Source organism: Desulfogranum mediterraneum DSM 13871 (assembly GCF_000429965.1).
Classification (GTDB): domain Bacteria; phylum Desulfobacterota; class Desulfobulbia; order Desulfobulbales; family Desulfobulbaceae; genus Desulfogranum; species Desulfogranum mediterraneum.
This window is the reverse complement of record NZ_AUCW01000020.1, coordinates 34194-59388: the sequence shown is the minus strand read 5'-3', so window position 1 is coordinate 59388 and position 25195 is coordinate 34194. Positions and strand designations below refer to the sequence as shown.

20 protein-coding genes are annotated in these 25195 nt (G+C 59.9%); 16 read left to right on the top strand and 4 right to left on the bottom strand.

What is annotated here, in order from left to right; translation table 11 throughout:
• Positions 1–121 precede the first annotated feature (121 nt).
• The 10 genes from G494_RS0110865 (at position 122) to G494_RS0110820 (ending at position 12292) form a co-directional block, all read left to right on the top strand.
• Positions 122–1303 (top strand): iron-containing alcohol dehydrogenase, encoded by a 1182-nt coding sequence (locus G494_RS0110865; RefSeq protein ID WP_028584568.1) that lies wholly within the window; start codon positions 122–124, stop codon positions 1301–1303.
• A gap of 442 nt (positions 1304–1745) precedes the next feature.
• Positions 1746–3473: an aldehyde ferredoxin oxidoreductase family protein gene (locus G494_RS0110860; RefSeq protein WP_028584567.1), complete on the top strand. Its 1728-nt coding sequence runs from the start codon at positions 1746–1748 to the stop codon at positions 3471–3473.
• A gap of 456 nt (positions 3474–3929) precedes the next feature.
• Positions 3930–4823 carry a substrate-binding domain-containing protein gene (locus G494_RS0110855; protein WP_028584566.1) on the top strand — a complete coding sequence of 298 codons (894 nt, stop codon included), beginning with the start codon at positions 3930–3932 and terminating at the stop codon, positions 4821–4823.
• 95 nt (positions 4824–4918) lie between these two features.
• A complete protein-coding gene (locus G494_RS0110850; protein ID WP_028584565.1) occupies positions 4919–5614 on the top strand; it encodes an ABC transporter permease in 696 nt (231 codons plus the stop codon).
• Positions 5611–6630 (top strand): ATP-binding cassette domain-containing protein, encoded by a 1020-nt coding sequence (locus G494_RS25420; RefSeq protein WP_051305603.1) that lies wholly within the window; start codon positions 5611–5613, stop codon positions 6628–6630. Before G494_RS0110850 ends, G494_RS25420 begins: the two co-directional genes overlap by 4 nt.
• Before the next feature lie 82 nt (positions 6631–6712).
• Positions 6713–7417, top strand: a complete 705-nt coding sequence (locus tag G494_RS22940; protein ID WP_035246201.1) for a HesA/MoeB/ThiF family protein — start codon at positions 6713–6715, stop codon at positions 7415–7417.
• Positions 7418–7613: 196 nt separating this feature from the next.
• Positions 7614–8852, top strand: coding sequence for a molybdopterin molybdotransferase MoeA (locus G494_RS0110835; protein WP_028584564.1), 1239 nt, complete (start codon positions 7614–7616; stop codon positions 8850–8852).
• Between the two features lie 36 nt (positions 8853–8888).
• The gene (locus tag G494_RS0110830; RefSeq protein ID WP_028584563.1) at positions 8889–10811 is read left to right on the top strand and encodes a molybdopterin biosynthesis protein; all 1923 of its coding nucleotides are present in this window, start codon (positions 8889–8891) and stop codon (positions 10809–10811) included.
• A gap of 146 nt (positions 10812–10957) precedes the next feature.
• Complete coding sequence (locus G494_RS0110825) at positions 10958–11308, top strand: RidA family protein (RefSeq protein WP_028584562.1); 351 nt, start codon at positions 10958–10960, stop codon at positions 11306–11308.
• Between the two features lie 360 nt (positions 11309–11668).
• Positions 11669–12292: a response regulator gene (locus G494_RS0110820; RefSeq protein ID WP_332307526.1), complete on the top strand. Its 624-nt coding sequence runs from the start codon at positions 11669–11671 to the stop codon at positions 12290–12292.
• Between the two features lie 114 nt (positions 12293–12406).
• Here G494_RS0110820 and G494_RS25415 read toward each other — a convergent pair whose 3' ends face one another.
• Positions 12407–15106 carry a PAS domain S-box protein gene (locus G494_RS25415; protein ID WP_051305602.1) on the bottom strand — a complete coding sequence of 900 codons (2700 nt, stop codon included), beginning with the start codon at positions 15104–15106 and terminating at the stop codon, positions 12407–12409.
• A 367-nt stretch (positions 15107–15473) separates the two neighbouring features.
• Between G494_RS25415 and ovoA the strand changes: the two genes are divergently transcribed.
• Positions 15474–17579: a 5-histidylcysteine sulfoxide synthase gene (gene ovoA / locus G494_RS0110810; protein WP_028584560.1), complete on the top strand. Its 2106-nt coding sequence runs from the start codon at positions 15474–15476 to the stop codon at positions 17577–17579.
• A 93-nt stretch (positions 17580–17672) separates the two neighbouring features.
• Here the strand turns inward: ovoA and G494_RS0110805 are convergent, their stop codons facing one another.
• Together G494_RS0110805 and G494_RS0110800 are read right to left on the bottom strand one after the other, a co-directional pair.
• Complete coding sequence (locus G494_RS0110805) at positions 17673–18152, bottom strand: S-ribosylhomocysteine lyase (protein ID WP_028584559.1); 480 nt, start codon at positions 18150–18152, stop codon at positions 17673–17675.
• On the bottom strand, positions 18145–18858 hold the full coding sequence (locus G494_RS0110800; RefSeq protein WP_028584558.1) for a 5'-methylthioadenosine/adenosylhomocysteine nucleosidase: 714 nt from the start codon (positions 18856–18858) through the stop codon (positions 18145–18147). Before G494_RS0110800 ends, G494_RS0110805 begins: the two co-directional genes overlap by 8 nt.
• 134 nt (positions 18859–18992) lie before the next feature.
• On the opposite strand from G494_RS0110800, the gene G494_RS0110795 reads away from it, so the two are divergent.
• The gene (locus G494_RS0110795; protein WP_028584557.1) at positions 18993–19937 is read left to right on the top strand and encodes a LysR family transcriptional regulator; all 945 of its coding nucleotides are present in this window, start codon (positions 18993–18995) and stop codon (positions 19935–19937) included.
• Between the two features lie 153 nt (positions 19938–20090).
• Here G494_RS0110795 and G494_RS22930 read toward each other — a convergent pair whose 3' ends face one another.
• Positions 20091–21527: a pyridoxal phosphate-dependent decarboxylase family protein gene (locus G494_RS22930; RefSeq protein ID WP_035246198.1), complete on the bottom strand. Its 1437-nt coding sequence runs from the start codon at positions 21525–21527 to the stop codon at positions 20091–20093.
• Between the two features lie 513 nt (positions 21528–22040).
• Here G494_RS22930 and G494_RS0110780 point away from each other — a divergent pair.
• From G494_RS0110780 to G494_RS0110765, 4 genes are all read left to right on the top strand, one after another.
• On the top strand, positions 22041–22457 hold the full coding sequence (locus G494_RS0110780) for a RidA family protein (protein WP_232362531.1): 417 nt from the start codon (positions 22041–22043) through the stop codon (positions 22455–22457).
• 35 nt (positions 22458–22492) lie between these two features.
• Positions 22493–23491, top strand: a complete 999-nt coding sequence (cuyA, locus tag G494_RS0110775; RefSeq protein WP_028584555.1) for a D-cysteate sulfo-lyase — start codon at positions 22493–22495, stop codon at positions 23489–23491.
• Between the two features lie 136 nt (positions 23492–23627).
• Positions 23628–24623 carry a TRAP transporter substrate-binding protein gene (locus G494_RS0110770; protein ID WP_028584554.1) on the top strand — a complete coding sequence of 332 codons (996 nt, stop codon included), beginning with the start codon at positions 23628–23630 and terminating at the stop codon, positions 24621–24623.
• A gap of 63 nt (positions 24624–24686) precedes the next feature.
• Positions 24687–25187, top strand: coding sequence for a TRAP transporter small permease (locus G494_RS0110765; protein WP_028584553.1), 501 nt, complete (start codon positions 24687–24689; stop codon positions 25185–25187).
• Positions 25188–25195 lie beyond the last annotated feature (8 nt).

The following is a 25195-nucleotide window of genomic DNA, read 5'->3' as shown; positions in this document are numbered from 1 at the left end:
AAATTATGCGAACTTTACGGTTGGCACGGCGGTTGCTTTAAAGAGGTCAGCGCACAGTTAATGGATCCAGAAGAGATAACGATAGTTTTTGAGCAATCCACACTACGAGGAAGGTATCATTATGGCAATTCGTGAAGAAGTATACGGTTATTTTATCCCCAGCGTTACCTTGATTGGTATTGGTGCAGCAAAAGAGATCCCTGCAAAGATCAAAGACCTTGGCGGGTCCAAGCCCCTGATCGTTACCGACAAGGGGATCACCGCAGCCGGTATCACCAAAGAGATCACCGACCTGCTGGATGGAGCAGAGATGGCCTATGTGGTATACGATGAAACCATTCCCAACCCCACGGATATCAACGTCCACGACGGGGTGGATGTCTATAAGGAAAACAACTGTGACAGCCTGATCACCCTGGGCGGCGGCTCTTCCCACGACTGTGGTAAGGGTATCGGTCTGGTGGTTGCCAACGGCGGCAAGATCCATGACTTTGAAGGCGTGGATCAGTCCACCAAGCCCATGCCTCCCTACGTAGCGGTCAACACCACCGCCGGAACGGCCTCGGAGATGACCCGTTTCTGCATCATCACCGACACCAGCCGCAAGGTCAAGATGGCCATCGTGGACTGGCGGGTAACCCCGGGCATCGCCCTGGATGATCCGCTCCTGATGATGGGCATGCCCCCTGCACTCACCGCAGCCACCGGTATGGACGCCCTGACCCACGCGGTCGAGGCCTATGTCTCCACCATCGCCACCCCCATGACCGACTCTGCTGCCGAGAAGGCCATCGAGCTGATCGCCCAGCACCTCCGTCCGGCCGTGGCCAACGGCGACGACATCGTGGCCCGTGAGGGGATGTGTTATGCCCAGTACCTGGCCGGCATGGCCTTCAATAACGCCAGTCTGGGTCACGTCCACGCCATGGCCCACCAGCTGGGCGGCTTCTATGACCTGCCCCATGGTGAGTGTAACGCCATCCTCCTGCCCCATGTCAGCCGTTTCAACCTGATCGCCAAGATGGATCGTTTCATCAAGATCGCCGAACTGATGGGTGAGAATGTGGACGGCCTGGCGCCCCGTGATGCTGCTGAGTTGGCCCTGGAAGCCATCCAGAAGCTCTCCGCAGATATCGGCATCCCCAGCGGCCTGATCGAGTTGGGCAAGCGCTACGGCAAAGAGGTAAAGGCCGAAGATATCGAGACCATGACCGGTAATGCCCAGAAGGATGCCTGTGGGCTGACCAACCCTCGTCGTCCCAAGGATATGGACGTTGCGGCCATCTATACCGCAGCCCTCTAAATCCTGATTCGAGATAAGGGACTGCGTCCGGTCAACCTAGGTCGGTTGGAGACGCAGCCGGCGTGGTCCCTTTCTCCTCTACAGGTCGGCCGTCACAGAGTTTTTGGTCTCTGTGTGCCACGCCGTGGCAGGGGATGATGCGCTGAGCCCCTCCTTACCTCGCCGCATCATCAACTGCCTGCCTGTTACCAAGAAGGTCTGGGGCTGTTGCCGGTCACCAGATGTCCAGCTTAAGAGTATCTTGAATAGTTAGCTTTTTCGACCAGGGTCGAGGAAGGATGCCCCATCCTGTTGCAGGCAGATATGATCCGATTGGCAGCTCCTCGGCCTCGGGATTGGCAGGAAAAACAACTATTCAAGATGCCCTTGTCGGTACATCCATTGTGTCCGGGTCTATTTTCAACGTACCCTTGAGAAGAGCGATAAACAAAGGATAAGGATTATGACAGACAGAATATTTCGTGTAAACATGTCGGATTTAAGCACCAGCGTGGAAGAGGTCCCAGGTCCGTGGCAGGGCCTCGGAGGCCGCGGCCTCACCTCAACCATCGTCTCCGAAGAGGTCATTCCCACCTGTCACCCCCTGGGTAAGCACAACAAACTGATCTTTGCTCCGGGCCTGTTGTCGGGTACCACCGCCGCCAACTCCGGCCGGCTCTCCTGTGGGGCCAAGAGTCCCCTCACCGGGACCATCAAGGAGGCCAATGCCGGGGGCACCTCGGCCCAGCTGATGGCCAAGCTGGGGGTCAAGGCCCTGATCATCGAAGGCTTGCCTGAAGGTGACAGCTGGTACAGTCTCCATGTCAGCGCCGCTGGGGTGACGATCAGTGAAGAGTCTGAGCTGATCGGCAAGGGCAACTTTGCGGTGACCGAGGCCCTGGATGAGCGTCTGGAGAGCAAGCACGGTCTGATCACCATCGGCCAGGCCGGTGAGCTCAAGCTGACCGGTGCCAACATCTCGGTCAAGGACCCGGACGGCAAGATGCGTTCCTGCGGTCGCGGCGGGCTCGGTGCGGTCATGGGCTCAAAGCGGCTGAAGTTCATCACGGTTGAGGCCAGCAGGGAGAAGCTGGTGCTGGCCGATCCCGAGGCCTTCAAGCTTGCCAACCGGGCCTTTACCAAGGCCCTGGTGGACAATCCCATCAGCCAGGCCCTGGGCCAGTACGGCACCAACGTCCTGGTGAATATCATCAACGAGGCCGGGGGGATGCCTACCCGTAACTTCACCTCGGGCCAGTTTGAAGGGCACGAGGAGATCAGTGGTGAGACCATGTATGACACCATTGTCGAGCGCGGCGGCAAGCCCAAGCATAACTGTCACCCGGGCTGTGTGATCAAGTGTTCCCAGGTCTATAACGGGCCGGACGGCAAGTATCGTACCTCGGGTTTTGAGTATGAGTCCATCTGGGCCATGGGTGCGGACTGTTGTGTGGACAACCTGGACTACATCGCCCTGGCCGATAACCTGATGGATGACATCGGCCTGGACTCCATCGAGACCGCGGTTGCCTTTGGGGTGGCCATGGAGGCAGGGGTGTTGGAATTCGGTGACGGCGCTGGGATCTGTCGGATCCTCCAGGAAGAGATCGCCGAAGGCACCCCCCTGGGAAGGATCATCGGCAACGGTGCCGGTTCGGTGGGTCGGGCCTTTGGGGTCACCCGGGTGCCGGTGGTCAAGAACCAGGCCATCCCGGCCTATGACCCGCGGGCCATCAAGGGTATCGGCATCACCTATGCCACCTCCACCCAGGGCGCGGATCACACCATGGGCTACACCATTGCCACCAATATCCTGGGCGTGGGCGGTTCGGTTGATCCCCTCAGCCATGAGGGACAGGTTGAGCTCTCCCGGAACCTCCAGATTGCCACGGCGGCCATCGATTCCACCGGCATGTGCCTCTTCATCGCCTTTGCCGCCCTGGATGATGCCAACTGTCTGCCCGCCCTGATCGACATGATCAATGCCCGCTTCGGCATCAGCCTGACCGCCGATGATGTCACCAACCTGGGCAAGACCATCCTCAAGACAGAGCGTGCCTTCAACCTGGCAGCCGGCCTGACGGAAAAAGATGACCGTCTGCCCGAGTTCTTCAGCGAAGAACCCATTGCCCCCCATAACGTGGTCTGGGATATGAGTGATCAGGAGATTGACACCTTCTGGGATTTTTGATTCATTGCCGCAATCGGCGCACCTCCTGCATCTTCCCCTCCCGCAGGCTGGTGCGCCGGGCATGATCATCGGGCCACCTTGAAAAATCTCATTTTTCTAGGTACCCATCAGTGGTGAATCAGTCGTGTTGTCTGGCTTTGCCTGTGGCAGTCGTGCCCAGCTGAGCCGCCTTGCCCCTTGTGAGCACCAAGGCCTGTTTCGGGCGGAGGACTTGCAAAGGGCTTTGTGCTGTCTCGGGTTTGGACCGAAACCATGCCCTGAGTATCTGTTATCTTGGCCAGATTCATTTCTGTCCTGGACTTTTTTCTCGGAACTCGGCGTACACTCCGCTATGATGTGGAGTTGGCTGCGGCCATCTGCACCCAGATGGCCTCGGGGGATCGTGAAGGTGCGCACCCTTCAGGCCAGCCATCAGAAACAAGAGAGTAGAACAAGAGAGAAAAAAAAGGAGGAGAAATGAAACTGTTACAGCTGATTTTGGCAGCAGCGCTCACCCTGGCCCTGAGCGGGACCAGCGGCCTGGCCAACGAGAAGGTGATCAAGATGTCCACCACCACCAGCACCCAGGCCTCGGGCTTGCTGGATGTCCTGCTGCCGGCCCTGGAGAAGGATACCGGGATTCAGGTCAAGGTGATCGCCAAGGGAACCGGGGCAGCCATCCGTGACGGCCGGGACGGCAATGTGGACGTGATCTTTGTCCATGCCAAGAATCGGGAACAGGCCTTTGTGGCCGAAGGCTACGGCACCAAGCGTTACGCGGTGATGCATAACGACTTCGTGATCCTGGGACCCCAGGCTGACGGGGCCCGGATCAAGGGGATGAAGGAGGCGGTGCCGGCGCTCAAGCAGATTGCCGACTCGCACTCCCTCTTTATTTCCCGGGGCGATGATTCCGGAACCCACACCAAGGAGCAGGCCCTCTGGAAGGCCACCGGTCTGCAGATGGAGACCGTCACCAGCACCGTGACCAAGAAGGGCAAGAGCCGTGAGATCAGCTTCACTCATCCTGCAGGACTGGGTCAGTGGTATCTCTCCGTGGGCCAGGGCATGGGCAAGACCCTGACCATTGCCGATGAGAAACAGGCCTACACCCTGGCAGACCGGGGAACCTATCTCAAGTACAAGTATGGCCGTGAGATCCCCATCGATCTGGAGATCCTCTCCGAGGGCGACCCCAAGCTGGCCAACCCCTATGGGGTGATCCCCATCAATCCCAAGAGGCATCCCCATGTCAACTACCAGGTTGCCAAGGAGTTTGCCCAGTGGCTGGTCTCTGCCCGGGGACAGGCGGTCATTGGAGGCTATCGCCTCTTGGGGAAACAGCTCTTTTACCCAGATGCGGTGCAGTAGCAAGCGTGTAGCACTGCTTCGGTTGCCGACCGGCCGCTCTCCGGGTTGATCCCGGGGCAGGGGCCGGGGCCACTCTCTTGCCTACCGGGAGGAGCATGAATTTTTTTACGGCAAGCTTTTCATCTGCGATCCAGCTGGTGTTCTCCCTGGATCCGGAGCTGCTCACGGTGGTGAAGGTCTCCCTGCGGGTGAGTTGCCTTTCCACCCTGCTGGCCTCGGTGCTGGGGATACCCCTGGGCTTCTTCATCGCCCATGGCCATCTCCCGGCCAAGCGTCTGATCATTACCCTGCTCAACAGCCTGTTGGCCCTGCCCACGGTGGTCATCGGCCTCTTTGTCTATGGTTTTATCTCCAGGCGTGGCCTCTTCGGCAGCCTGGACCTGCTCTACACCCAGAACGCCATCATCATCGGTCAGGTCATCCTGATCACCCCCCTGGTAACGGCCCTGATCGTGGCTGCCATCTCCCGGATTGACGAGCGCTATGCCAAGACCGCCAGGACCCTGGGGGCAACCAGCCTGCAGACCGCGGTGGTCATCTTCAGAGAGGCCCGCTTCGGGATCTGTGCCGCGGTGATCTCCGCCTTTGGCCGGGTGATCTCCGAGATCGGCATCTCCATGATGCTGGGCGGCAATATCAAGGGCTTTACCCGCACCATGACCACGGCCATGGCCCTGGAGTATGACAAGGGCTCCTTTACCCTGGCCATTGCCCTGGGGCTGGTGCTGATGACCATCAGCCTGGCCATGAATGTGCTCTTCAACCTGGTCCAGGGGAGGGGGCGGCTGTGAGGCATCAGTACGAGTTGAGTCAGCTGGTGCAGAGCTATGGCGGCAAGGAGGTCCTCCACATCGACCACCTGGTGCTGGAGCGGGGCAGGATCTACGGGCTGTTCGGCCCCAACGGGGCGGGCAAGACCACCCTCTTTAACCTCCTGGCCTTTCTGGAGACGCCCAGCTCAGGGAGCATCATCTTTGACGGCTGTACCGTGCCCAGGTCCAAGCCGGGCCTGCGCCTGGAGAAATTTCGCCGCCAGGTGGTGATGGTGGATCAGCATCCCATCATGTTTTCCACCAGCGTGTTCAAGAATATCGAATTCGGTCTCAAGATCCGGGGGGTGGGCAGGCCCGGGCGGACGGAGATCATCCGGCGGGTGCTGGAGCTGGTGGATCTCTCCAGTTATGCCTCGGCCCGGGCCGATCAACTCTCCGGCGGGGAGACCCAGCGGCTGGCCCTGGCCAGGGCCCTGGCCCTCTCGCCCAGGGTGCTGCTTTGCGACGAGCCCACCGCCAACGTGGATGTGGAAAATCAGGCCGTGATCCGGGGCTTGCTCAGCCGGATCAATCGCGACCAGGGCTGCACCATCCTCTTCACCTCCCATGATCGTCTCCAGGCCGCCGGCCTGGCGGATGAGACCTTTGTCCTGGAGAAGGGTCGGCTGGTCTCCACCTCCCATGAGAACATCTTCTCCTGTTCAGCTGCCCCGGAGCAGGGGGTCTGTCTGCTCCAGGAAAAAACCCGTTTTTTCCTGCCTCGGGGCTGCCTCCAGCCCCTGGGCAGGAGCAGGATTCACCTTAATCCGGAAAAATACACCCTGGAACGCGGCCCTGAGCCGACGCCGGCCCCCGGTGTCCTCCATGGCCGGATATCGCTCCTGCTGGAGGAAGGGGAGCGCATCCGGGTGGCGGTCAATACCGGTACCATGGTCACCGTCTTTCTCAGCCGGGAGGAGTACCAGCGGCATCGTCTGCTCATCGGTGATCCGGTCACGCTTCGCTTTGGCGGGGATGGGGTGGAGTGGCTTTAGCTGGAGTGGTTTTAGCTGGCGTGGGAGGAGGCATCATGGCAATCCGGATCAGAGGAAATGTTGAACCCTTGGGAGGAGAACAATGAGTGCTGTCTTTGGTCGGACCCTGGCCAGAAATGAGGGCTCCCTGGATGGGGCTCAGCAGCGGCTGCTGGCAACCAGTCATGTCGCGGTGGTGGGCTGTGGGGGCCTGGGCGGTTTTGTGGCCGAGGAGTTGGCCCGGATCGGCATCGGCCGGCTGACCCTCTTTGATCCTGACCGCTTCAGCCCCAGTAACTGCAACCGCCAGCTCAACGCCCTGGGCTCCACCCTGGGAGAGAACAAGGCCCGGGTGGCTGCTGCCCGGCTCAACGACCTGGGCACCGGTTGTACGGCCGTGGCCCGGGGCGTGGATTTCAGGGCCGGCGATGGTCTGATCCGGGAGCCGCCGGATCTGGTCGTGGATTGTCTCGACTCCATCCAGGCCCGTTACGACCTGGCAGGCCAGTGCCTGGCCATCGAGCGTCCCCTGGTTCATGGTGCGGTCCAGGGCTGGTACGGGCAGGTCGGGGTCCAGCTGCCGGGGTATAACCTGATCCAGGCCATCTATCCTCCAGCTCTGCGCAGCGCCGGCCGCCAGGGCGAGGGCAGCTCTCCGCCATCGGTGCTCTCCTTCACCGTGGCAACCATTGCCTCCCTCCAGGCGGCCGAGGCGGTGAAGCTGCTCCTGGGGCAAGCCTCTTCCCTGCACAACAGTTGGTTGGAGGTGGACCTGAAGCACCTGACCTTTGAACCCGTCCCGGGCTGATGACAGCCGCTGCCTTGAGCTGAGCCGCAGCCTGTCCCGGTGGCTGGGCGCTAAAGCGGTTGATAAAAGAGGGGACACGGTATAAACAGGGGCAGGGGAGCCGAGTCAACAGGCGCGTCAGCCGTGAGCGGGCTTGGCCTGGAGGGCCGGGATCGTGTTGCTCTCCTCCATCCAGAATCTCTGCTAACAGTGACCTATGAAAGGTTTTTTTCAACTCATCAGCACCATGGAATTTCTTGATCTGTTTCAACCGTTTCACGCCCTGGAGAGCGAGTCCGTCCCCCTGGACGCCTCCGCCGGCCGGGTCCTGGCCGGGGAGGTCCTGGCCGGGGAGGCCCTGCCGCCCTTCACCCGTTCCACCATGGACGGCTATGCGGTCCGCGCCAGGGACACCTTTGGCTGTTCGGAATCCGAGGCTGCCCTGCTCCAGGTGGTGGGCGAGGTCAGGATGGGACAATCCGGGAGGAGCTATTTCCTGCGGCCCGGTCAGGCCACCCGAATCTGGACCGGCGGTGAACTGCCGGACAAGGCGGATGCCGTGGTCATGGTGGAGTACTCCAGCCCCCTGGATCAGGAGAGCGTGGAGCTCTATCGACCGGTGGCCCCGGGGGAGAACACCATCCAGGCCGGAGACGATTACCCCCAGGGCGCGGCTGTCCTGGATCGGGGTCAGCTCCTCCGCCCCCAGGAGCTGGGGGTCCTGGCCGGACTGGGCTACTCCCGGGTGGAGGTGCATCGCAGGCCCAGGGTGGCTATCATCTCCACCGGGGATGAGCTGGTTGCCCCGGAGCAGCATCCCGGGCCGGGCCAGATTCGAGACATCAACTCCACCACCCTGGCCAGCCTGGTGAGGCAGGCCGGCGCTATCCCGCTCAACTACGGGATCATAGCCGACGATGCCGCTGCTCTGGAGGAGGCCTGTAAACGGGGGCTTGCAGAGGCCGATGTGCTGCTGCTCTCCGGGGGCAGTTCGGTGGGGCAGCGCGACTATACCCTCCAGGTCTTTGAACAGCTACCCGGGACTGCGCTTCTGGCCCATGGGGTCTCCATCCGTCCCGGCAAACCCACCATCCTGGCCCGCAGCGGCAACCAGGCCCTGTTCGGCCTGCCCGGCAACGTGGCCTCGGCCATGGTGGTCTTTTATCTCTTTGTCCGGCCGCTGCTGCGCAAGCTGGGCGGCCTGGGATGTAGCGGCGGGCTGCAGACCATTCGGGTGGAGACCGGCCAGCAGATCCCCTCCACCATCGGCCGGGAGGATTATGTCCGGGTGCGGCTGGTTGCCGGCAAGGGCAGCGGGCTTCCCCTTGCCGAGCCCCTCTACGGTAAGTCGGGCCTGCTCAAGCCCCTGGTCCAGGCCCAGGGGCTGTTGGTCATCGGCCGGGACGTGGAAGGCCTGGACCAGGGCGCCGAGGCCACCGTGCTGCTCTTCCCCTGATCAGGGGCGGGAAAATTTTTATCAATGGACTCTGCTATGCAACGAAAAATCTATCTCAACATGCACTCCAGGAGCGAGGCCCAGCAGCTGTTCTGGTCGCGCTTTGCAGACCGGCAGACCGGAGCGGAGAGCGTACCGGTCCAGGAGAGCGGCGAGCGGGTGCTGGCCGGACCGGTCCATGCCCGGCTCTCTTCGCCCTCCTTTCACGGTGCTGCCATGGACGGTATCGCGGTCCGGGCCGAGGAGACCTTTGGCGCCTCGGACGAGCATCCCCTGACCCTGGATATCGCCGCAGGTCAGGGGGTTCCCATCAATACCGGTTACCCCCTGCCCGAGGACAAGGACAGCGTGATCATGATTGAAAACGTGCTCCTGAGTGCGGACGGTAGCCAGGGGGTGATCCGGGCCCCGGTCTTTCCCTGGCAGCATGTCCGCAAGGTGGGGGAGGATATTGTGGCCACTGAGCTGCTCTTTCCCACCGGCCATCTGGTCCAGCCTGCCGATATCGCCGCCATGATCACCGCCGGCTGCACCCGGGTGGAGGTCAGGAAACGGCCAGAGCTGACCATCCTGCCCACCGGCTCGGAGCTGGTCTCCATCGAGGATATCGACGGAGCCCCGCCTGCGGGCAAGACCATCGAGTCCAACTCCGCGGTCCTGGCCGGCCTGGCCCGGCGGGCCGGGGCCCTGACCCGGGTCCAGGCCATCACTGCCGATGACTACCCACGGCTCAAGGGGCAGGTGGAGGAGGTGCTGGCCACCGACACCGAGATGGTGGTGATCAATGCCGGCTCCTCGGCAGGCAGCGCCGACTATACGGCCAGGATCATCGAGGAGTTGGGCGAGGTCCTGGTGCACGGGGTGACCATCATGCCCGGCAAGCCGACCATCCTGGGCGTGGTCCAGGGCAAGCCGGTGGTGGGCATCCCCGGTTACCCGGTCTCGGCCATCATCGCCTTTGAACAGTTTGTCCTGCCCCTGCTGGCGCGCTGGCAGGGGCTGGAGCCGGCCGCGCCCGTCCGGGTGCAGGGGTTGGTGGCCAAGGATATCCCCTCCCGCAGCGGTATCGAGGAGTTCCGGCGGATGGTCATGGGCCGCATCGGGGAAAACTATGTGGCCCTGCCCCTGAAAAAGGGGTCCGGCGCCATCACCACCCTGACCCGGGCCAATGCCATGCTCCATATCGATGCCGCCTCCGAGGGGGTCAGCCGCGGGGATCAGGTTCAGCTGGAGCTGCTCCAGTCGGTCCAGGCCATCGAGCAGACCCTGCTCTGCACCGGCAGCCATGACCTGAGCCTGGATCTGCTCCGCGATCGCCTCCGCCGGCAGAGCCCGGCCTGCCACCTGGCCTCCTCCCACCTGGGCTCCCTGGGCGGGATCATGGCCCTGAAGCAGTCCATGACCCATATCGCGGGCTCGCACCTGCTGGATCCGGAGGACGGCAGCTACAATACCACCTTTGTCGATCGCTACCTGGGGGATCGGGAGATCGCCATCATCACCCTGGCCCATCGCCAGCAGGGGCTCTTCATCCAGCCCGGCAACCCCAGGGAGATCCGTTCCATCCAGGATCTGAGTCGGGAGGACCTGGTCTTCATCAACCGCCAGTCCGGCTCCGGCACCCGGGTGCTCCTGGATTATCAGCTGGAGCAGGAGGGGATCGACCCGGACGGAATCAAGGGCTATGACCATGACGAGTACACCCACATGGCCGTGGCCGTGGCCGTGCTCGCCGGCAAGGCCGATTGCGGGCTGGGGATCATGAGTGCGGCCCGGGCCCTGGGATTGGACTTTATCCCGGTCACCGAGGAGCGCTACGACCTGCTCCTGCCCGTGGAGCTGCTGGAACTGCCCATGATCCAGGCCCTGTTGGCCATCCTGGAGAACAGCGGTTTTCAGCAGGAGCTGGAGGAGATGGGCGGCTACTCCACCCGGGAGTGCGGCCGGCGGGTCCGTTGAGTAGCAAGGGAGTGCGGCCGCCCCAGTGAGGTCAGCTGAAGAAGAACCAAGTTCAGGATGCAAGGTCGTCTCAACGCGGACAGCTGTCGAGTGATTGGCACTCGATAGCTGTTTTTTTTGTTTAATAAAAGAGAGTTATTGTAATTATGAAAGTGCAGCGTCTCGGGGTCGGACCCCGAATGAGTAAGATCGTTCGTCATAACGGCACCGTCTACCTCAGTGGCCAGGTGGGCCTGGATGGGAACAGTGATATCCGGGAACAGACCAGAACCATGCTGGCCAATGTGGATGCCCTGCTGGCAGAGGCAGGCAGCGGCCGCGACCAGCTGCTGTCAGCCACCATCTACCTGCGCGATATCAAGGATTTCGAGGCCATGAATGAGGTCTGGGATGCCTGGGTCCCGAGTGGCTGTGCCCCGGCACGGGCTTGTGTGGAGGCACGTCTGGCCCGTGCCGAGCTGCTGGTCGAGGTCTCTGTGGTGGCTGCAGCCCAGTAAGGTCTGCCGGGGTCTGTCAGGGCCCTGGTGCTGCCAGACCCCTCCCATGGCTGCCCCCTTGGAGGTTTTTTCCGCTTGAGCCGCCGGGAGGGTGGTGGCGCAGGTCCAGGGGGGCAGAGCAAAAGGAGTCTGCAAAAACCGGGCATTGGCGCCAAGGCCCGGTGAACCTTGACTCTTTTTTTGTTTCAGCTATATAATTGCTTTATTGAACAGTGCAGTGCAGTGCAGTGCAGTGCAGTGCAGTGCTTAGCAGAGGCCTCAAGCTCTGGATGATACGATCCTCTCCCTGCCAGCTCCTAGCCCCTTCAACTGCCTCTTTTAAGATGAACTGAGCTATGTCGGTACAGTCCTCCCCAAGTAATCCCGATCCACAGCAGGAGACGCCTGCCCAGGCAGACGGTTTTTGAACCCTATTTTACCAGCAAGGAGGCGGGCAAGGGCAGCGGCATGGGACTGGCCGTGGTCCATGGCCTTGTCGAGACCTTTGGAGGGTATATCCGGGTAAAGAGCGAACCCGAACAGGGAACAGTATTTCGTCTCTACTTTCCTGTGCTCGCTCAAACAGTCATTGCCTCTGACCGGGAAGAGAAGGAAGCGATCCCAACCGGCCGGGAACGGCTCTTGCTGGTAGATGACGAGCAACATATTCTTGATATCTATACCCAGGTGTTGGAGGGGCTGGGGTATAGGGTGCTGGCAGTGAGTAACGGCGCAGAGGGCCTCGAGGCCTTCAAGGCCTCGCCGGAAAGTTTTGATGCCATCATTACCGACCAGACCATGCCCCGACTCACCGGGGCAGAGCTGGCCTCTGCAGTCTTAGAGATCAGGCCGGAGATCCCCATCCTTTTATGCACGGGCTATAGTTCTGCACTAAGCGAGGAAAAGGCGTTTGAGCTTGGCATTCGAACCTATCTGCAGAAACCGGTTCAGAGAGCCGAGTTGGCAACAGCCGTGAGGCAGGCCCTGGATCAGAAGGGGGCTTGATCGAATGATCGCCTCATCCAAGAGGTCTCTTCCTCTGCATCTAGCCGAGGGAGAGGCAAGGGCCCGCAGGATCCTGGCGGTCCAGGCTTCTTTACCTGACGGGACGGTGAGCGGTTACCCTGTCGGATGAAGGGCCTCATGGATTTTTTGGCCGATCACCTCCTTGCTGAAGGGTTTCTGGATGAAGTGTACCCCCTGGTCGATCACACCGTGTCGGGAGATAACGGTTTCAGGGTAGCCGGACATAAAGAGCGTCTTGATCTCCGGCCTGAGGGCTCTGACCTGGTCCCGTAACTCTGCGCCATTCATCTCCGGCATCACCACATCGGTGAGGAGGAGATCTATCTGCGGAGGGGGCGTGGCGGAGAGGGCGGTAAGGGCAGGCCTTGGCCCTGCCATCGCCATAACATGGTAACCTAAGTTTTCCAGCATCTTCTGGGTCAGCTCACGTACCATGGGATCATCCTCCACCAGCAGAATCCTTTCAGAACCAGACGCAGTTTGGGTGGTTTCCTTCTTTTCCTGTCCCTGCTGATCCGTTTCGCTTTGGGGGAGATATAGTTCAAAGACAGTTCCCTGTCCCGGGGTGCTCTCTGCGTAGATAAAGCCTTCATTTTGTTTGATGATGCCGTAGACCGTCGCCAGGCCGAGACCTGAGCCGTTACCAACATCCTTGGTGGTGAAAAAAGGTTCGAATATATGGGAAAGCGTTGCCGCATCCATGCCGACACCGGTGTCACGGACCTGGAGGAGGACATAGTTTCCCGGGGTGATCCCCGGATGATCCGGGTCATGGAGCCGGTCAACGATGGTATTGTCTGCGCCAATGGTAATGAGCCCGCCATCGGGCATGGCGTCACGGGCATTGATGGCCAGGTTGAAGAGAACATGGTCAAGCTGTGAGGGATCGAAATGAATAGGCCAGAGTTCTGCAGCTGCCTGGACCTCTAAGGCAATATCTTCACCCAGGAGGCGGGCGAGGGGTTTTTCCAGGCTCCCCAGCTGGTGGCTGAGGTCAATGGACTTGGGCTCAATGGCCTGCTGTCTCGAGAAGGCGAGCAACTGCCGGGTGGTGTCCCTTGAGCGGAGAGCTGCCCTTTCAATCTCCAGGATCTCTTCCAGCCGATTGGGCTCATCTGCCAACGCCTCCTTGAGGATCTCAGCATATCCCAGGATGACACTGAGCATGTTGTTGAAGTCATGGGCAACGCCCCCTGCCAGCTTACCGATAGCTTCCATTTTCTGGGCCTGCTGTATCTGGGCCTGGAGATGCTCCTTCTCCTCCTCCATCTGTTTGCGCTCGGAGATGTCACGACCGACGCCTATGATCTCCTTGACCTTGCCGGCGCTGTCCAGGATGGCCGTGTCGAGCCAGGCGATCCAGGTCCAGCCCTCTTTGGTCAAGGCACGCTGCTCCAGATAGGCGGTGTGTGGAGGCGAGAACAGGGCCTCCATGGCCTTGGCCGTCGGCTCACGATCATCCTCATGGACCAGGGGCATGCATTGTTTTCCCAGGAGCTCCCCTTCCTCTTTACCAAACATGGTGCAGTAGGAAGGGCTGACAAAGAGAAGTCTCCCCTCCAGGTCCACCTTGACCACCATATCGCTCTGGTTCTCCACCAGTACCCGGTATTTGGCTTCACTTTCCAGAAGCGCCACCTCGGCCTGCTTGCGTTCCGTGATGTCCTGAACATTGGCAACCAGGTAGAGCGGTTCGCCTCCACCATCCCTGATGGTGTGGAGGTCGATGAGCACCGGGAAGGTGTGGCCATCCCTGCTGATGTGGATTGATTCAAAGGTATCCTGCTCCTGATCGCGGACGATGGCAACATGTTCCTCCAGAGCTGCCCGGGACTCCGGGGCAGACATTGCTGCCTGATCCATGCCGATCACCTCATCTCGGCTATAGCCATGCATCCGGGCAAAGGAGTGGTTGGCAGAGAGGATCGTCCCCTCATCGGGATCAAGCAGGATGATGCCCCATCCTGCGGAGAGGAAGATCTGTTCCCAGCGGAACAGCTCGGTTTCAGCCTGATCCCCTCGTTGGCGGGCGATTTCATACTTCTGGCGGTAGGTGAGGGCAGAGAAGATATCTGCAAAGGGATGGGTTACCTGGGTCTTTGGTTCCCAAAACTTCAGATACAGGGTCATGGCCGTGGCGTAGAAGACCGCCATCATGAGTTTGCCGATGATTCCAGAGGAGAGGATGGAACCATAGTTGGCCTGCCCCCAGAAGGCGCCGGTGCAAAAGCCGAGGCTGTCGAAGAGCAGGATGAGCGCCATGGTCAGGTAGATGCAGAGAAAAAGATGGTTTTTCAACCAGCGGCCAAGCAGTTCGTAGACAAAGATAATCAGGACCACATCTGCAAACAGGACCAGGGTCCCTGTCATCATTACCCTGGCATTTTGCTGAAATATCTCTCTGGGCAGGCCAAGGAAGTTCAAGGTGCCGGGTAAGTCTATGTGCAGCCCGAAGGCGTAGAGAAAAATGGACATGGAGATATTTGCCAGCATGATCCCGTAAATCGCCTTACGGGCCTCTCTGGCATCTTCCTGGATATAGACCAGCAGCACCGCGAACAGGCTGGCGGTAAAGAGGATCACCGATCCCGGGCTGACGGTGATGCCGGGCACGATTTCCACGTAGATCGAAGAGGCCAGGAGTACCTGGATCGGCTGGAACACGCCCAGGGTGACATAGAGAGGCGATAGACCGAGTCGAAAGCGAAGGCGAAACAGGCCCAGGAGGAGTATGGCGGTTATGGTCGCCTCTAGACTGAAAATTGCCAGTTGGTAGATATGGACGCTATCCATGGTCTCAGCTGTTGGTATGGAGTAGTGGAGGGGAAATCTTACCTTTCTCCTGAATCCTTGGCCAGGGGGCGCGCAGCGGGTCCTGTGTTGTGAAGATCGATACCCATGACCGCAGCAGGCCTGTGCCTGGTCCCTGGAGCTCCTCTAGCTCAAGGGGGAGAAGGGTCCTACCACAGAGTATACACAATTTTCCCTGGCAATGGAACGCTCAGGGAGCCCAATTGGCCCCTTTAGGAGCAGTGACCAGCGGATAGTTGAGTGGCATTTTCAGGGTTAATGTCTACAGTTTTCAGGAGTTATGGAAAAAGAATCAGTGCAGGCCTGTAGAGCTGTTTGAGCGGAGGAGCGGAGGAGCGGAGGAGGAGATATGGAACAATGGATAACCAGGACAACGGTGCTCAACCAGGGCACTGCTGAAGAAAAACGCAGTGAGATCCTTCAATACTTTGATGACACCTTTAGCCTGGAGGATCAGCTCTATGCCATTCCGGCCGGTGACCAGGCCTTCTTTCTCAGGGCCGAGCCGCTTCGGCATCCCCTGATCTTCTACCTGGGCCACACCGCGGCCTTCTACATCAATAAACTGATTACCGCCAAACTCACCACCACCCGGATCAACCCGAGCTTTGAGTCCATGTTTGCCGTGGGCGTGGATGAGATGTCCTGGGACGACCTGGACAGCAGTCACTATGACTGGCCTTCGCTGGCTGCGGTCAGGGAGTACCGGCAGCTGGTCAGGGCCTTTGTGGAGCAGCAGATCCTCAGCCTGCCCCTGGAGATGCCCATAAGCTGGGAGGATCCCTTCTGGGTGATCATGATGGGCATTGAGCATCAGCGGATCCACCTGGAGACCTCGTCGGTGATTATCCGTCGCCTGCCTCTGGAGCAGGTACGCCAACTGGCTGCCTGGCCGGTCTGCGGGCAGAGCGGAGAGGCGCCGGAGAACAGCCTGGTGGCGGTCCGGGGCGGCCGGGTGGTTCTGGGCAAGGAGAGGACAGATCCCCTCTATGGCTGGGACAACGAGTATGGTAACCATGAGGCCGAGGTCCGGGACTTTGCCGCCTCCAAGTACCTGGTCTCCAACGGGGAGTTTCTGTCCTTTGTGGAGGCAGGCGGCTATCATCAGCAGCGCTTCTGGAGCGAGGAGGGGTGGAAGTGGCGTAGCTATGCCCGGGCCGAGCAGCCCCTGTTCTGGATCAAGGACGAACAGGGCTACCGTTACCGGACCATGGCCAGCCTCATCGAGATGCCCTGGGACTGGCCCGTGGAGGTGAACTACCTGGAGGCCAAGGCCTTCTGCAACTGGCTGGCCGAGAACAGGAAGGCCCCCATCCGCTTGCCCAGCGAGGAGGAGTGGTACCACCTAAGGGGCCTTGAGCCCATCGCAGACCAGCCTTACTGGGAGCGGGCTCCCGGGAACATCAACCTGGAGTACTGGGCTTCGCCCTGCCCGGTGAACCGCTTTTCCTTTGGCGAGTTCTTCGATCTCATCGGCAATGTCTGGCAGTGGACCGAGACCCCGATCAGCGGCTTTGCCGGCTTTGAGGTCCACCCCTGCTACGATGACTTCTCCACCCCCACCTTTGATACCCGCCACAACCTGATCAAGGGCGGTTCCTGGATCTCCACCGGCAACGAGGCCTGCAGGGATGCGCGCTATGGATTCAGGCGCCACTTCTTCCAGCATGCCGGCTTCCGCTATCTGGAATCAGAGCAGCCGGTGGCCCTGCCCGAGGCCATGTATGAGACCGATGCTGCGGTCTCCCAGTATTGCGAGGCCCACTATGGCCCCAGTTACTTTGGGGTGGAGAACTTTCCCCTGGCCGTAGCCAGACAGGCTCTGGCCGTGACAGCGGGGAGGCCCAGGGCCAAGGCCCTGGATCTTGGCTGTGCCGTGGGCAGGACCAGCTTTGAACTGGCTCGGGAGTTTGCCTTTGTCCAGGGGATCGATTTCTCCGCCCGCTTCATCCGGATCGGTTTTCAGATGCGGGAGAAGGGGGTGATTCGCTATGAGCTGGTGGAAGAGGGAGAGATCGTCTCCTTTCATGAACATTGCCTGGCCGAGTTCGGCCTGGAGTCGAGCAGGGATAAGGTCGAGTTCAGCCAGGGGGATGCCTCCAACCTGAAACCCAGGTTCAGGGGCTATGATCTGATCGTGGCCGCCAATCTCCTGGACCGGCTCTACGATCCGGCCAAGTTTCTCACCACCATCCACGAACGCCTCAACCCGGGCGGGGTCCTGGTGCTCACCTCACCCTATACCTGGATTGAGGAGTTTACCAGGCGGGAGAACTGGATCGGCGGCTTCAGGCAGGATGGGGAACCCCATACCACCCTGGAGGGGCTCAAGGAGATCCTCCAGGAGCATTTCACCCTGCTGGCAGAACCGCTTGATCTCCCCTTTGTGCTCCGGGAGACCGGTAGAAAGTATCAACATACCCTGGCCCAACTGACCTGCTGGGAGCGGCGCTGAGGCCAAGACAGGGGCGGTGGTGCCGCCCCTGTTGTCCGATTCAGGAGTCCAAGCCTTGCTGGCGTGTAGGCAGGATAGCTTACTCCGGATAGCTTACTCCGGGTAGCTCAGGCAGGGGCCGCGGCTCCCGCTGAGCACCTCCTTAAGATAGCGTCCTGCCTCCAACCTGGCCGCGGCCAGGTCCATCAAGCTGTGGTTGCCGCATTCAACGGCGCTGGCCCCGGGAATGGCCCCTGTAAAGTCGGCCATATAGCAGAAGAGCTCCTGGATGAGCGGCAGCAGTGCGGCAGCCTCAAGGTTGTCGCTTATGAGCAGGTAGAATCCTGTCAGGCAGCCCATGGGGCCGAAGTAGAGGATCCTGGGGCCGAATTGGGGATGGTTACGGAGGAAGGTGGCGCCCAGGTGTTCAATGGTATGTGCCGCGGCCGGGTCCAGAGCCGCTTCTCTGTCGGGTTCCTTCAGCCGCAGGTCAAAGGTGGTCACGGTCGTGGCGCCCACCGGGTCCTTGCGGGAAACATAGAGCCCCCGCTGCAGTCGGGTGTGGTCAATCTTGAAGCTTTCGATCTTACGCATTTGGTTCTCCATGAATATGGTCCAGCATGGCGAGTACTATGGTGACGGAGTTTTCTGCCGCAGCCTTCAGGCAGTCTGCATAGACCGCGCTGTTGCCGCTTTCCCGGACCTTATCGGAAATGGTCCTGATCAGGATGAAGGGTACCTGGAAGAGAAATCCGGTCTGGGCGACGGCAGCCCCCTCCATTTCGACCGCCATGACATCGGGAAATTTTTCGCTGATGGCGGCAATCTGTTCAGGGGCGTGGACAAAGGAGTCACCGGAGAGAATCGGACCGTGATGGACCACCAGCTCCTCGCAGGCCAGACAGGCCTTGTCTGCCAGACGGCTGAGCCTGGCATCTGCCTGGTAGGTTGGCGGCATCTGCGGAATCTGACCCATCTGGTAGTCAAAGGCGGTTGCATCGGCGTCGTAATGGCACGCCTCTGAGGAGATAACCACGTCGCCGATCTCAAGCTCTTGGGCAAAACCACCGGCCACCCCTGTGTTGATCAGGCAGTCGGGCCTGAAGCGATCGAGCAGGAGGGTGGTGCCCACGGCGGCATTCACCTTGCCGATGCCGCAGAGAAACAGGGCCACCTCCACCCCTCGGATTTGGCCGAGGTGGTAGCTGAACCGGCCGAAACGGGTGGTCAGGGCATTGTCCAACTGCTCCACCAGCAGTGCCAGTTCCTCTTCCATCGCTGCAATGATTCCTATCTTCACCTTCAGTTCTCCTGTCGTTTTTGCCGGGGCTGATCCCCTTGAACGCTTGCATCATACGGCAGGAAGCGTTAATTAGTAAAATTAATCGTTCTACTGTTTTTGATTATTAAAACTTACCGAAAGGGTGGGGCGCCATGCTTCCCGATTTCAACCGCTTAAAGGTCTTTTATCACATCTTTAACCAGCAGAGCAGCACCGCTGCAGCCAGGCAGTTACATCTCACCCAGTCCGGGGTGAGCCAGCATCTGAAAAAATTGGAAGAAGAGCTGCAGACCGCCCTGTTCACCAGGGTGAACCGGCGCCTGGTTCCCACTGCAGCCGCCCAGAAACTCTACACCATTGTCCAGGGCTTCATGGGAGAGCTTGAAGCCGGCCTCAGGCACCTCGATGAGAGCAGGGAAACACCTGCCGGCCTGCTGCGCATCGGCGCCCCTGCTGAGTTCGGGCAACGCTACCTGCCCCAGGTCTGTGCCTCCTTTCATCGCCGTTACCCGGCGGTCTCCTTTCAGCTTGAGCTGGGGGATCCCAACCACCTCTTTGGCCAGGTTGCAGCAGGTGAACTTGATTTTGCCTATATCGATATCCTGCCCATCTTTTTGGATACTCCAGGCGGGGACAGGGCCTATACCATCGAGTCCATGGTTGTTGAGGAGTTTGTCCTGGCCTGCTCCAGAGAGGTCTATGAAGAGCAGGTCCTCGGAGCAGACTATGAGGAACTGATCAGGCAGAACTACATCGGCTACAAGACGGATATTGCCCTTTTTCGCAGTTGGTTCAAGCTCCATTTTGGGGAGGCCCCTCCGGCCTTATCCCTGGTTTTTGTCGCCGACAGCGCCACGGCGATCGTTGCTGCCATTGAAGAGGGGCTGGGGCTGGGGATTACGGTGAGTCATCTCATCAGCAGACAGATTGCCCGGGGGACCATTGTGCCGATCAGAATCACTCCCCAAAAATTGGAAAATTCCATATCCTGTGTGCGCTTTCGGGATAAAGAGGAGACCGTGACGGAGCGCTGTTTTCAAGAACACCTCTGCCGTGAACTCCGCCAGATCTCAGAGTTCTCGCTGCAGACGCCCTGAAAACAGGGCAAGAGCTGTGTCGATTATTCAGGGGCGATGAGGGGGGATGAGCGGGCTGCCTGCCGTTCCCGGCCAGATACGCAGCAGGCCGAGGGCGGCCCGAATGGTCACCCAGCCCCCGGTGATCCACCAGATCACAGGCAGGCTGCTCGACTATGCAGTTTCGCCCAAGGTCCGGCCGAGGCGCCAGGCCTCTTGCAGCAGCAGGTCCAGGTCCGCGGTCTCGGTGCGATGGTTGGTGAGGTTGACCCGGATGGCCAGGCGGCCATGGAGCTGGGTGGTGGAGGGGGCGGCGGTACCGCTCTCCTGGAGTTGGATCACGATGGCCTGGTTGAGTTCATCAAGCTCCCCGGGATTTGCAGCAGTGAAGCGGAAACAGACGATATTGAGCAGCACCGGTGCCAGCAGCTCAAAATCCGGGGAGGCGGCAACCCTGCTGCCCAGGTAGCGTGCCTGGGCACAGTTCTGGCGGATGGCAGCCCCCAGCTTGTCGGTGCCGTGCTCCTGGAGGTGGGCCCATACCTTCAGGGCCCGAAAGCCACGGGAGAGTTCAGGCCCGAAATCCACGGGCCAGGGGTTGCCGGCGGCCAGGCCCTGGCCGGCTGCCTGGAGATACTCTGCCCGGCCGCTGAAGGCCTGGAGGTGCAGCTTGGCCGAGCGGATCAGGATGCAGCCGGCATCGTAGTTGACATGGAGCCACTTGTGAAAGTCAAAGGCCAGGGAATCGGCCCGGTCCAGGCCGTTGAGGTTGATTGCCGGATCATCGGCCAGGATAGCTGTTGCCCCGAAGGCACCGTCGATATGGAACCAGAGCTCCTCTTCTACTGCGATATCGGCCAGCGCATCCAGGTCGTCGATGGCCCCCAGGTTGACCGAACCGGCTGTGCCGATGACCAGGAAGGGGGTGAGCCCCTGCTCCCGGTCCCTGTGGATCTGTCTTTTGAGGGCCCCCAGGTCCAACTGAAAGGATGGATCGCAGGGGATCGGGCGGAGGGCATCACTGCCCAGGCCCAGGAGATCAAAGGCCCGCTGCAGACAGGAGTGGGCCTGGGCAGAGGCATAGCCCACCAGGCCGGGATCGCCCAGGCCCTCAGCTCTGCAGGAGACCCCGAGGCGTTGGTCCCTGGCGGTTTTCAGGGCGATCACCGTTGCCATGGAGGTGCCGGAAACCAGCAGGCCGCTGGAACCTTCAGGGAAGCCCATCATCTCTCTGCACCATTCCAGGACCTGCTTCTCCACATGGATGGCCCCATGGTCCCGTCCTCCCAGGTTGGCGTTCATGGCTGCAGCGCCGATCTCGGCCAGCAGACAGCCGGGGCTGCCGGCCCCGTGCACCCAACCGAAGAAGCGGGGATGGGTGTTGCCCACTCCGTAAGGGAGCAGGGCGCTGATCTTTTCCTGCACCGCCTCCGGCCCGATCCCCTGGCTGGGCAGTTCCCTGTTCAGCGCCTCCTTCATCTCAGCGGGCATGGGGGTCCAGACCCTGCCCTCCCTGGCGGTCATCATGGTGTTCAAGGCCTCATCCAGCATGGTATACGCTGTCTGTCGGAAGGCCTCCCAGTCCTGCGGGTCCAAGGTGGTGTGATCCATGGTTGTAGCTCCGGATTGTGTGGTTAAGGTGAGCCGTTGGCCGGCTGTTTTCAGGATCTATCTTTGACCGATTGTCGCTTGCAGTGAGGACCTTCTTTTCCCCAAGAGATCACTGAAGGGTTTGAGTTATCCAAAAAAAATGTCGACATTCGACATTTAATTACACGGTTCATCGTCCCTGTCAACTCTTTCACCCCTCCCAGGCAGGGTCCGGGGCAGGGCCCCCCGGGGAGAGCTCTGTTTTTCTCGTAACATTTCAGTGGAGTATGGCCAGGGGGCTCTGTCGATCTCACTGGGCTGGAGCAGCAGGGAAGAACCCTCTTCATCAGGAGGACTGTTCAGTTTCATCACTTTTTAATGATTGACAGCCCGGTTTTTTAGCCCTGCTCTCTGCTCTTTTTGTTTGACAACTATTTTCAACTCTGGCATAAGGAAATCACAAAAAATGTCGACATTCGTCATTTTGGCTCATCGCTAACAACGGATTTGCAGTGTCTTGGTGCACTGCGAAAGATGATAAAATCTCAGCATATCGGCAAGCGAATGACAGAGAAAAAAGTAATCGAGACCAGTGCAGCCCCTGGAGCAGTCGGACCCTACTCCCAGGCCATCCAGGCCAACAATCTGCTCTTTACCTCCGGCCAGCTGCCCATCGACCCGGCAACCGGCACCATCCCTGAGGGAGCGATCAGCCTGCGTGCCCATCAGGCCCTGAAGAACCTTGCCGCCGTGATCAAGGCGGCCGGAGCAGGCCTGGAAGACGTGGTCAAGGTCTCGCTGTTTTTGGCAGACATCAAGGACTTTCAAGAGGTCAACACGGTCTACGCAGAGTATTTCCAGACCCCCTGTCCGGCACGGAGTGCCTACCAGGTTGCAGCGCTCCCCCTGGGAGCTGATATCGAAATTGAAGCAGTCGTGTTTATCCCCTAATTATTTTTTTTAATTTAACCTTCATAGGCAATAGAATGAATCTGACCCAATTCCCCAGAAGAAACTATGTTCAGGATGCCACCCCCATCGAGGCGCTTCCCGCCTTCTCGGCAGCCCTGGGTAACAAGGTGAACCTCTTTATCAAGCGTGATGATCTTCTTCCCGGTTGTGCCGGCGGCAACAAGACCAGAAAGCTGGACTTCTGTATCGCTGATGCCCTGGAAAAGGGCGCAGACACCATCATCACCTGTGGTGCGGTCCAGTCCAACCACTGCCGCCTCACCCTCTCCTGGGCCGTGAAGGAGGGGATGGACTGCCACCTGGTGTTGGAAGAACGGGTCGCCGGCAGTTACCGGGAAGACGGTTCCGGCAACAACTTTCTGTTCAAGCTGATGGGGGTGAAGAGCATCACCGTGGTCCCCGGCGGCTCGGACATGATGGCTGCAATGGAGCAGCTGGCTGCAGAGGTAGAGGGCAGCGGCAGGAAGCCCTACATCATCCCCGGCGGGGCCTCCAACGCCATCGGCGCCACCGGTTACGTGGCCTGTGCCCAGGAGATCCAGCAGCAGCTCTTTGCGCGTAACCTCAAGATCGACCACATGGTAGTGCCCAGCGGCAGCGCCGGTACCCATGCCGGCATGGTGGTGGGAATGTACGGCAGCAATGCCGGGATCCCGGTCTCCGGGATCAACGTCAGCCGGACCAAGCCGGTCCAGGAAGAGATCGTCCACAAGCTGGCCCTGGAAACCGCTGCCCGTCTGGGGGTACGCGAGAGCGTGCCGGCAGAGGAGATCACCTGCTTTGACGGCTACGTGGGACCGGGCTACTCTCTGCCCACCGAGAGCATGGTCGAGGCGGTGAAGCTGCTGGCCCAGACCGAGTCCATCCTGCTGGATCCGGTCTACTCCGGTAAGGCCATGGCCGGCCTGATTGACCTGGTCCGCAACGATCACTTCGCCCCCGGAGCCAACGTCCTGTTCCTCCATACCGGAGGCTCACCGGCGCTCTATGCCTACCTTGATACCTTTGAGTAAGTTACAATCCCCTGCTGCCGGAAACTTCCCGGCAGCAGGGAAGATCATCCATATGTGTGTAGTACAGCCTGTTGAATATGAGCGGGAACCAACACCTGTTGCGTCCCACTCCCCCTAATCCCCCCAGGAGGAACCAATGAAATCCGTTCGATCCATCGTAACCGCAGTAGCATTATGCCTTTGCATGGGAGCAGCTTCCGCTTTTGCAGGGCCCATCGTCATCAAACTTGCCCATCCCAACGTGCCCCAGCATCCCATGGGTCAGGCCTTTATCAAATTCAAAGAGCTGATGGAGGAACGCTCCAACGGCGCCTTCCGGGTCGATATCTTTGACAGCTCAAAGTTCGGCAACTTTGACAGCGTGGTCCAGGGGCTGCAGCTGAACATGCTCCAGATGGGTTCCGCCTCCACCCCCAATCTGGCCCCCTTTTCCGATGAATTCCTGATCTTCGACCTGCCCTTTCTCTTCCCTGATTATCCCTCCACCGACAAGATAACCGACGGCCCCATCGGCATGAACGCCACCAAGGCCCTGGAAAAGAGCGGCATCATCGGCCTGGGATATATCGAGATCGGTTTTCGCAACCTCTGGAACAACAACCGGGCGGTCACAACCCTGGAGGACGCCAAGGGGCTGAAGATCCGTTCCACCCCATCCAAGGCCCATATCGCCACCCTGAAGGCCCTGGGCATGAACCCCACCCCCATCTCCTGGGGTGAGGTCTACACCGCCCTGCAGCAGAAGACCGTTGACGGCATCGACATTGACCTCAACCTGGCCTGGTACAACAACTTCCCTGAAGTCAACAACCACGTGACCATCGTCAACAGCCTCTTCTCCCCCCACCTGGTGATGATCTCCAAGCGTTTTCTGGACAGCCTCTCCCCGGAGAACAGGGAGCTGCTGCTGACCACCTTTGAAGAGGTGAAGCTCTACGAGCGCAAGCTGATCCGGGACGGTGAAAAAGAGATCATGGCCCAGCTCAAGGATAAGGGCGTGACCGTGACCGTCCTTTCCCCGGAAGAACGAAAGCGTTGGGCAGAGGCCACTGCCGGAGTCTACGCCCAGTTCGAGGAGCGTATCGGTAAGGAACTGATCGAGCGGGCCAAGGCAACCATGGCAGGCGAGTAAGTTTGTCCGCTTGGCCGGGCAGCTACCCTCTGCCCGGCCTTATGATTTATGGAGAACAGCATCATGCGCACCCCACCGAAATCATCCATTCCCAGTGTGGAAAAGCTTATCTCATCCCTGGCACTGGTCATGATGACCGGGATAACCGCGATCCAGGTGTTTAACCGATACGTGCTGCAAAACTCGCTGGACTGGTCCGAAGAGATGGCCCGCTACCTCTTTATCTGGGCAGTCTATGTGGGCTGCAGCTATGCGACCCAGGCGGACAGGCATCTTGAGGTGACGGTCATCCGCAACATATTCGGGGCAAGACTCGCTCGTTTTGCGACGATCTGCGCCTCTCTGTGCACCATCGCCTTCTGTCTCTTTGTCACGGTCCTGGGGGTCAAGTTTGTGATCTTTCTCGCCAGTACCGGCCAGAAAACCCCGGCCCTGGAGATCCAGGCCTACTGGGTCTACCTCTGCATGCCTGTGGGCATGGGCTTTATGACGATCAGAACGATTGAACGACTCTGGTGGGTAATCACCGGAAAGATCGATCCTGCACCCCTGGATCACAATTAAGGAGCCCC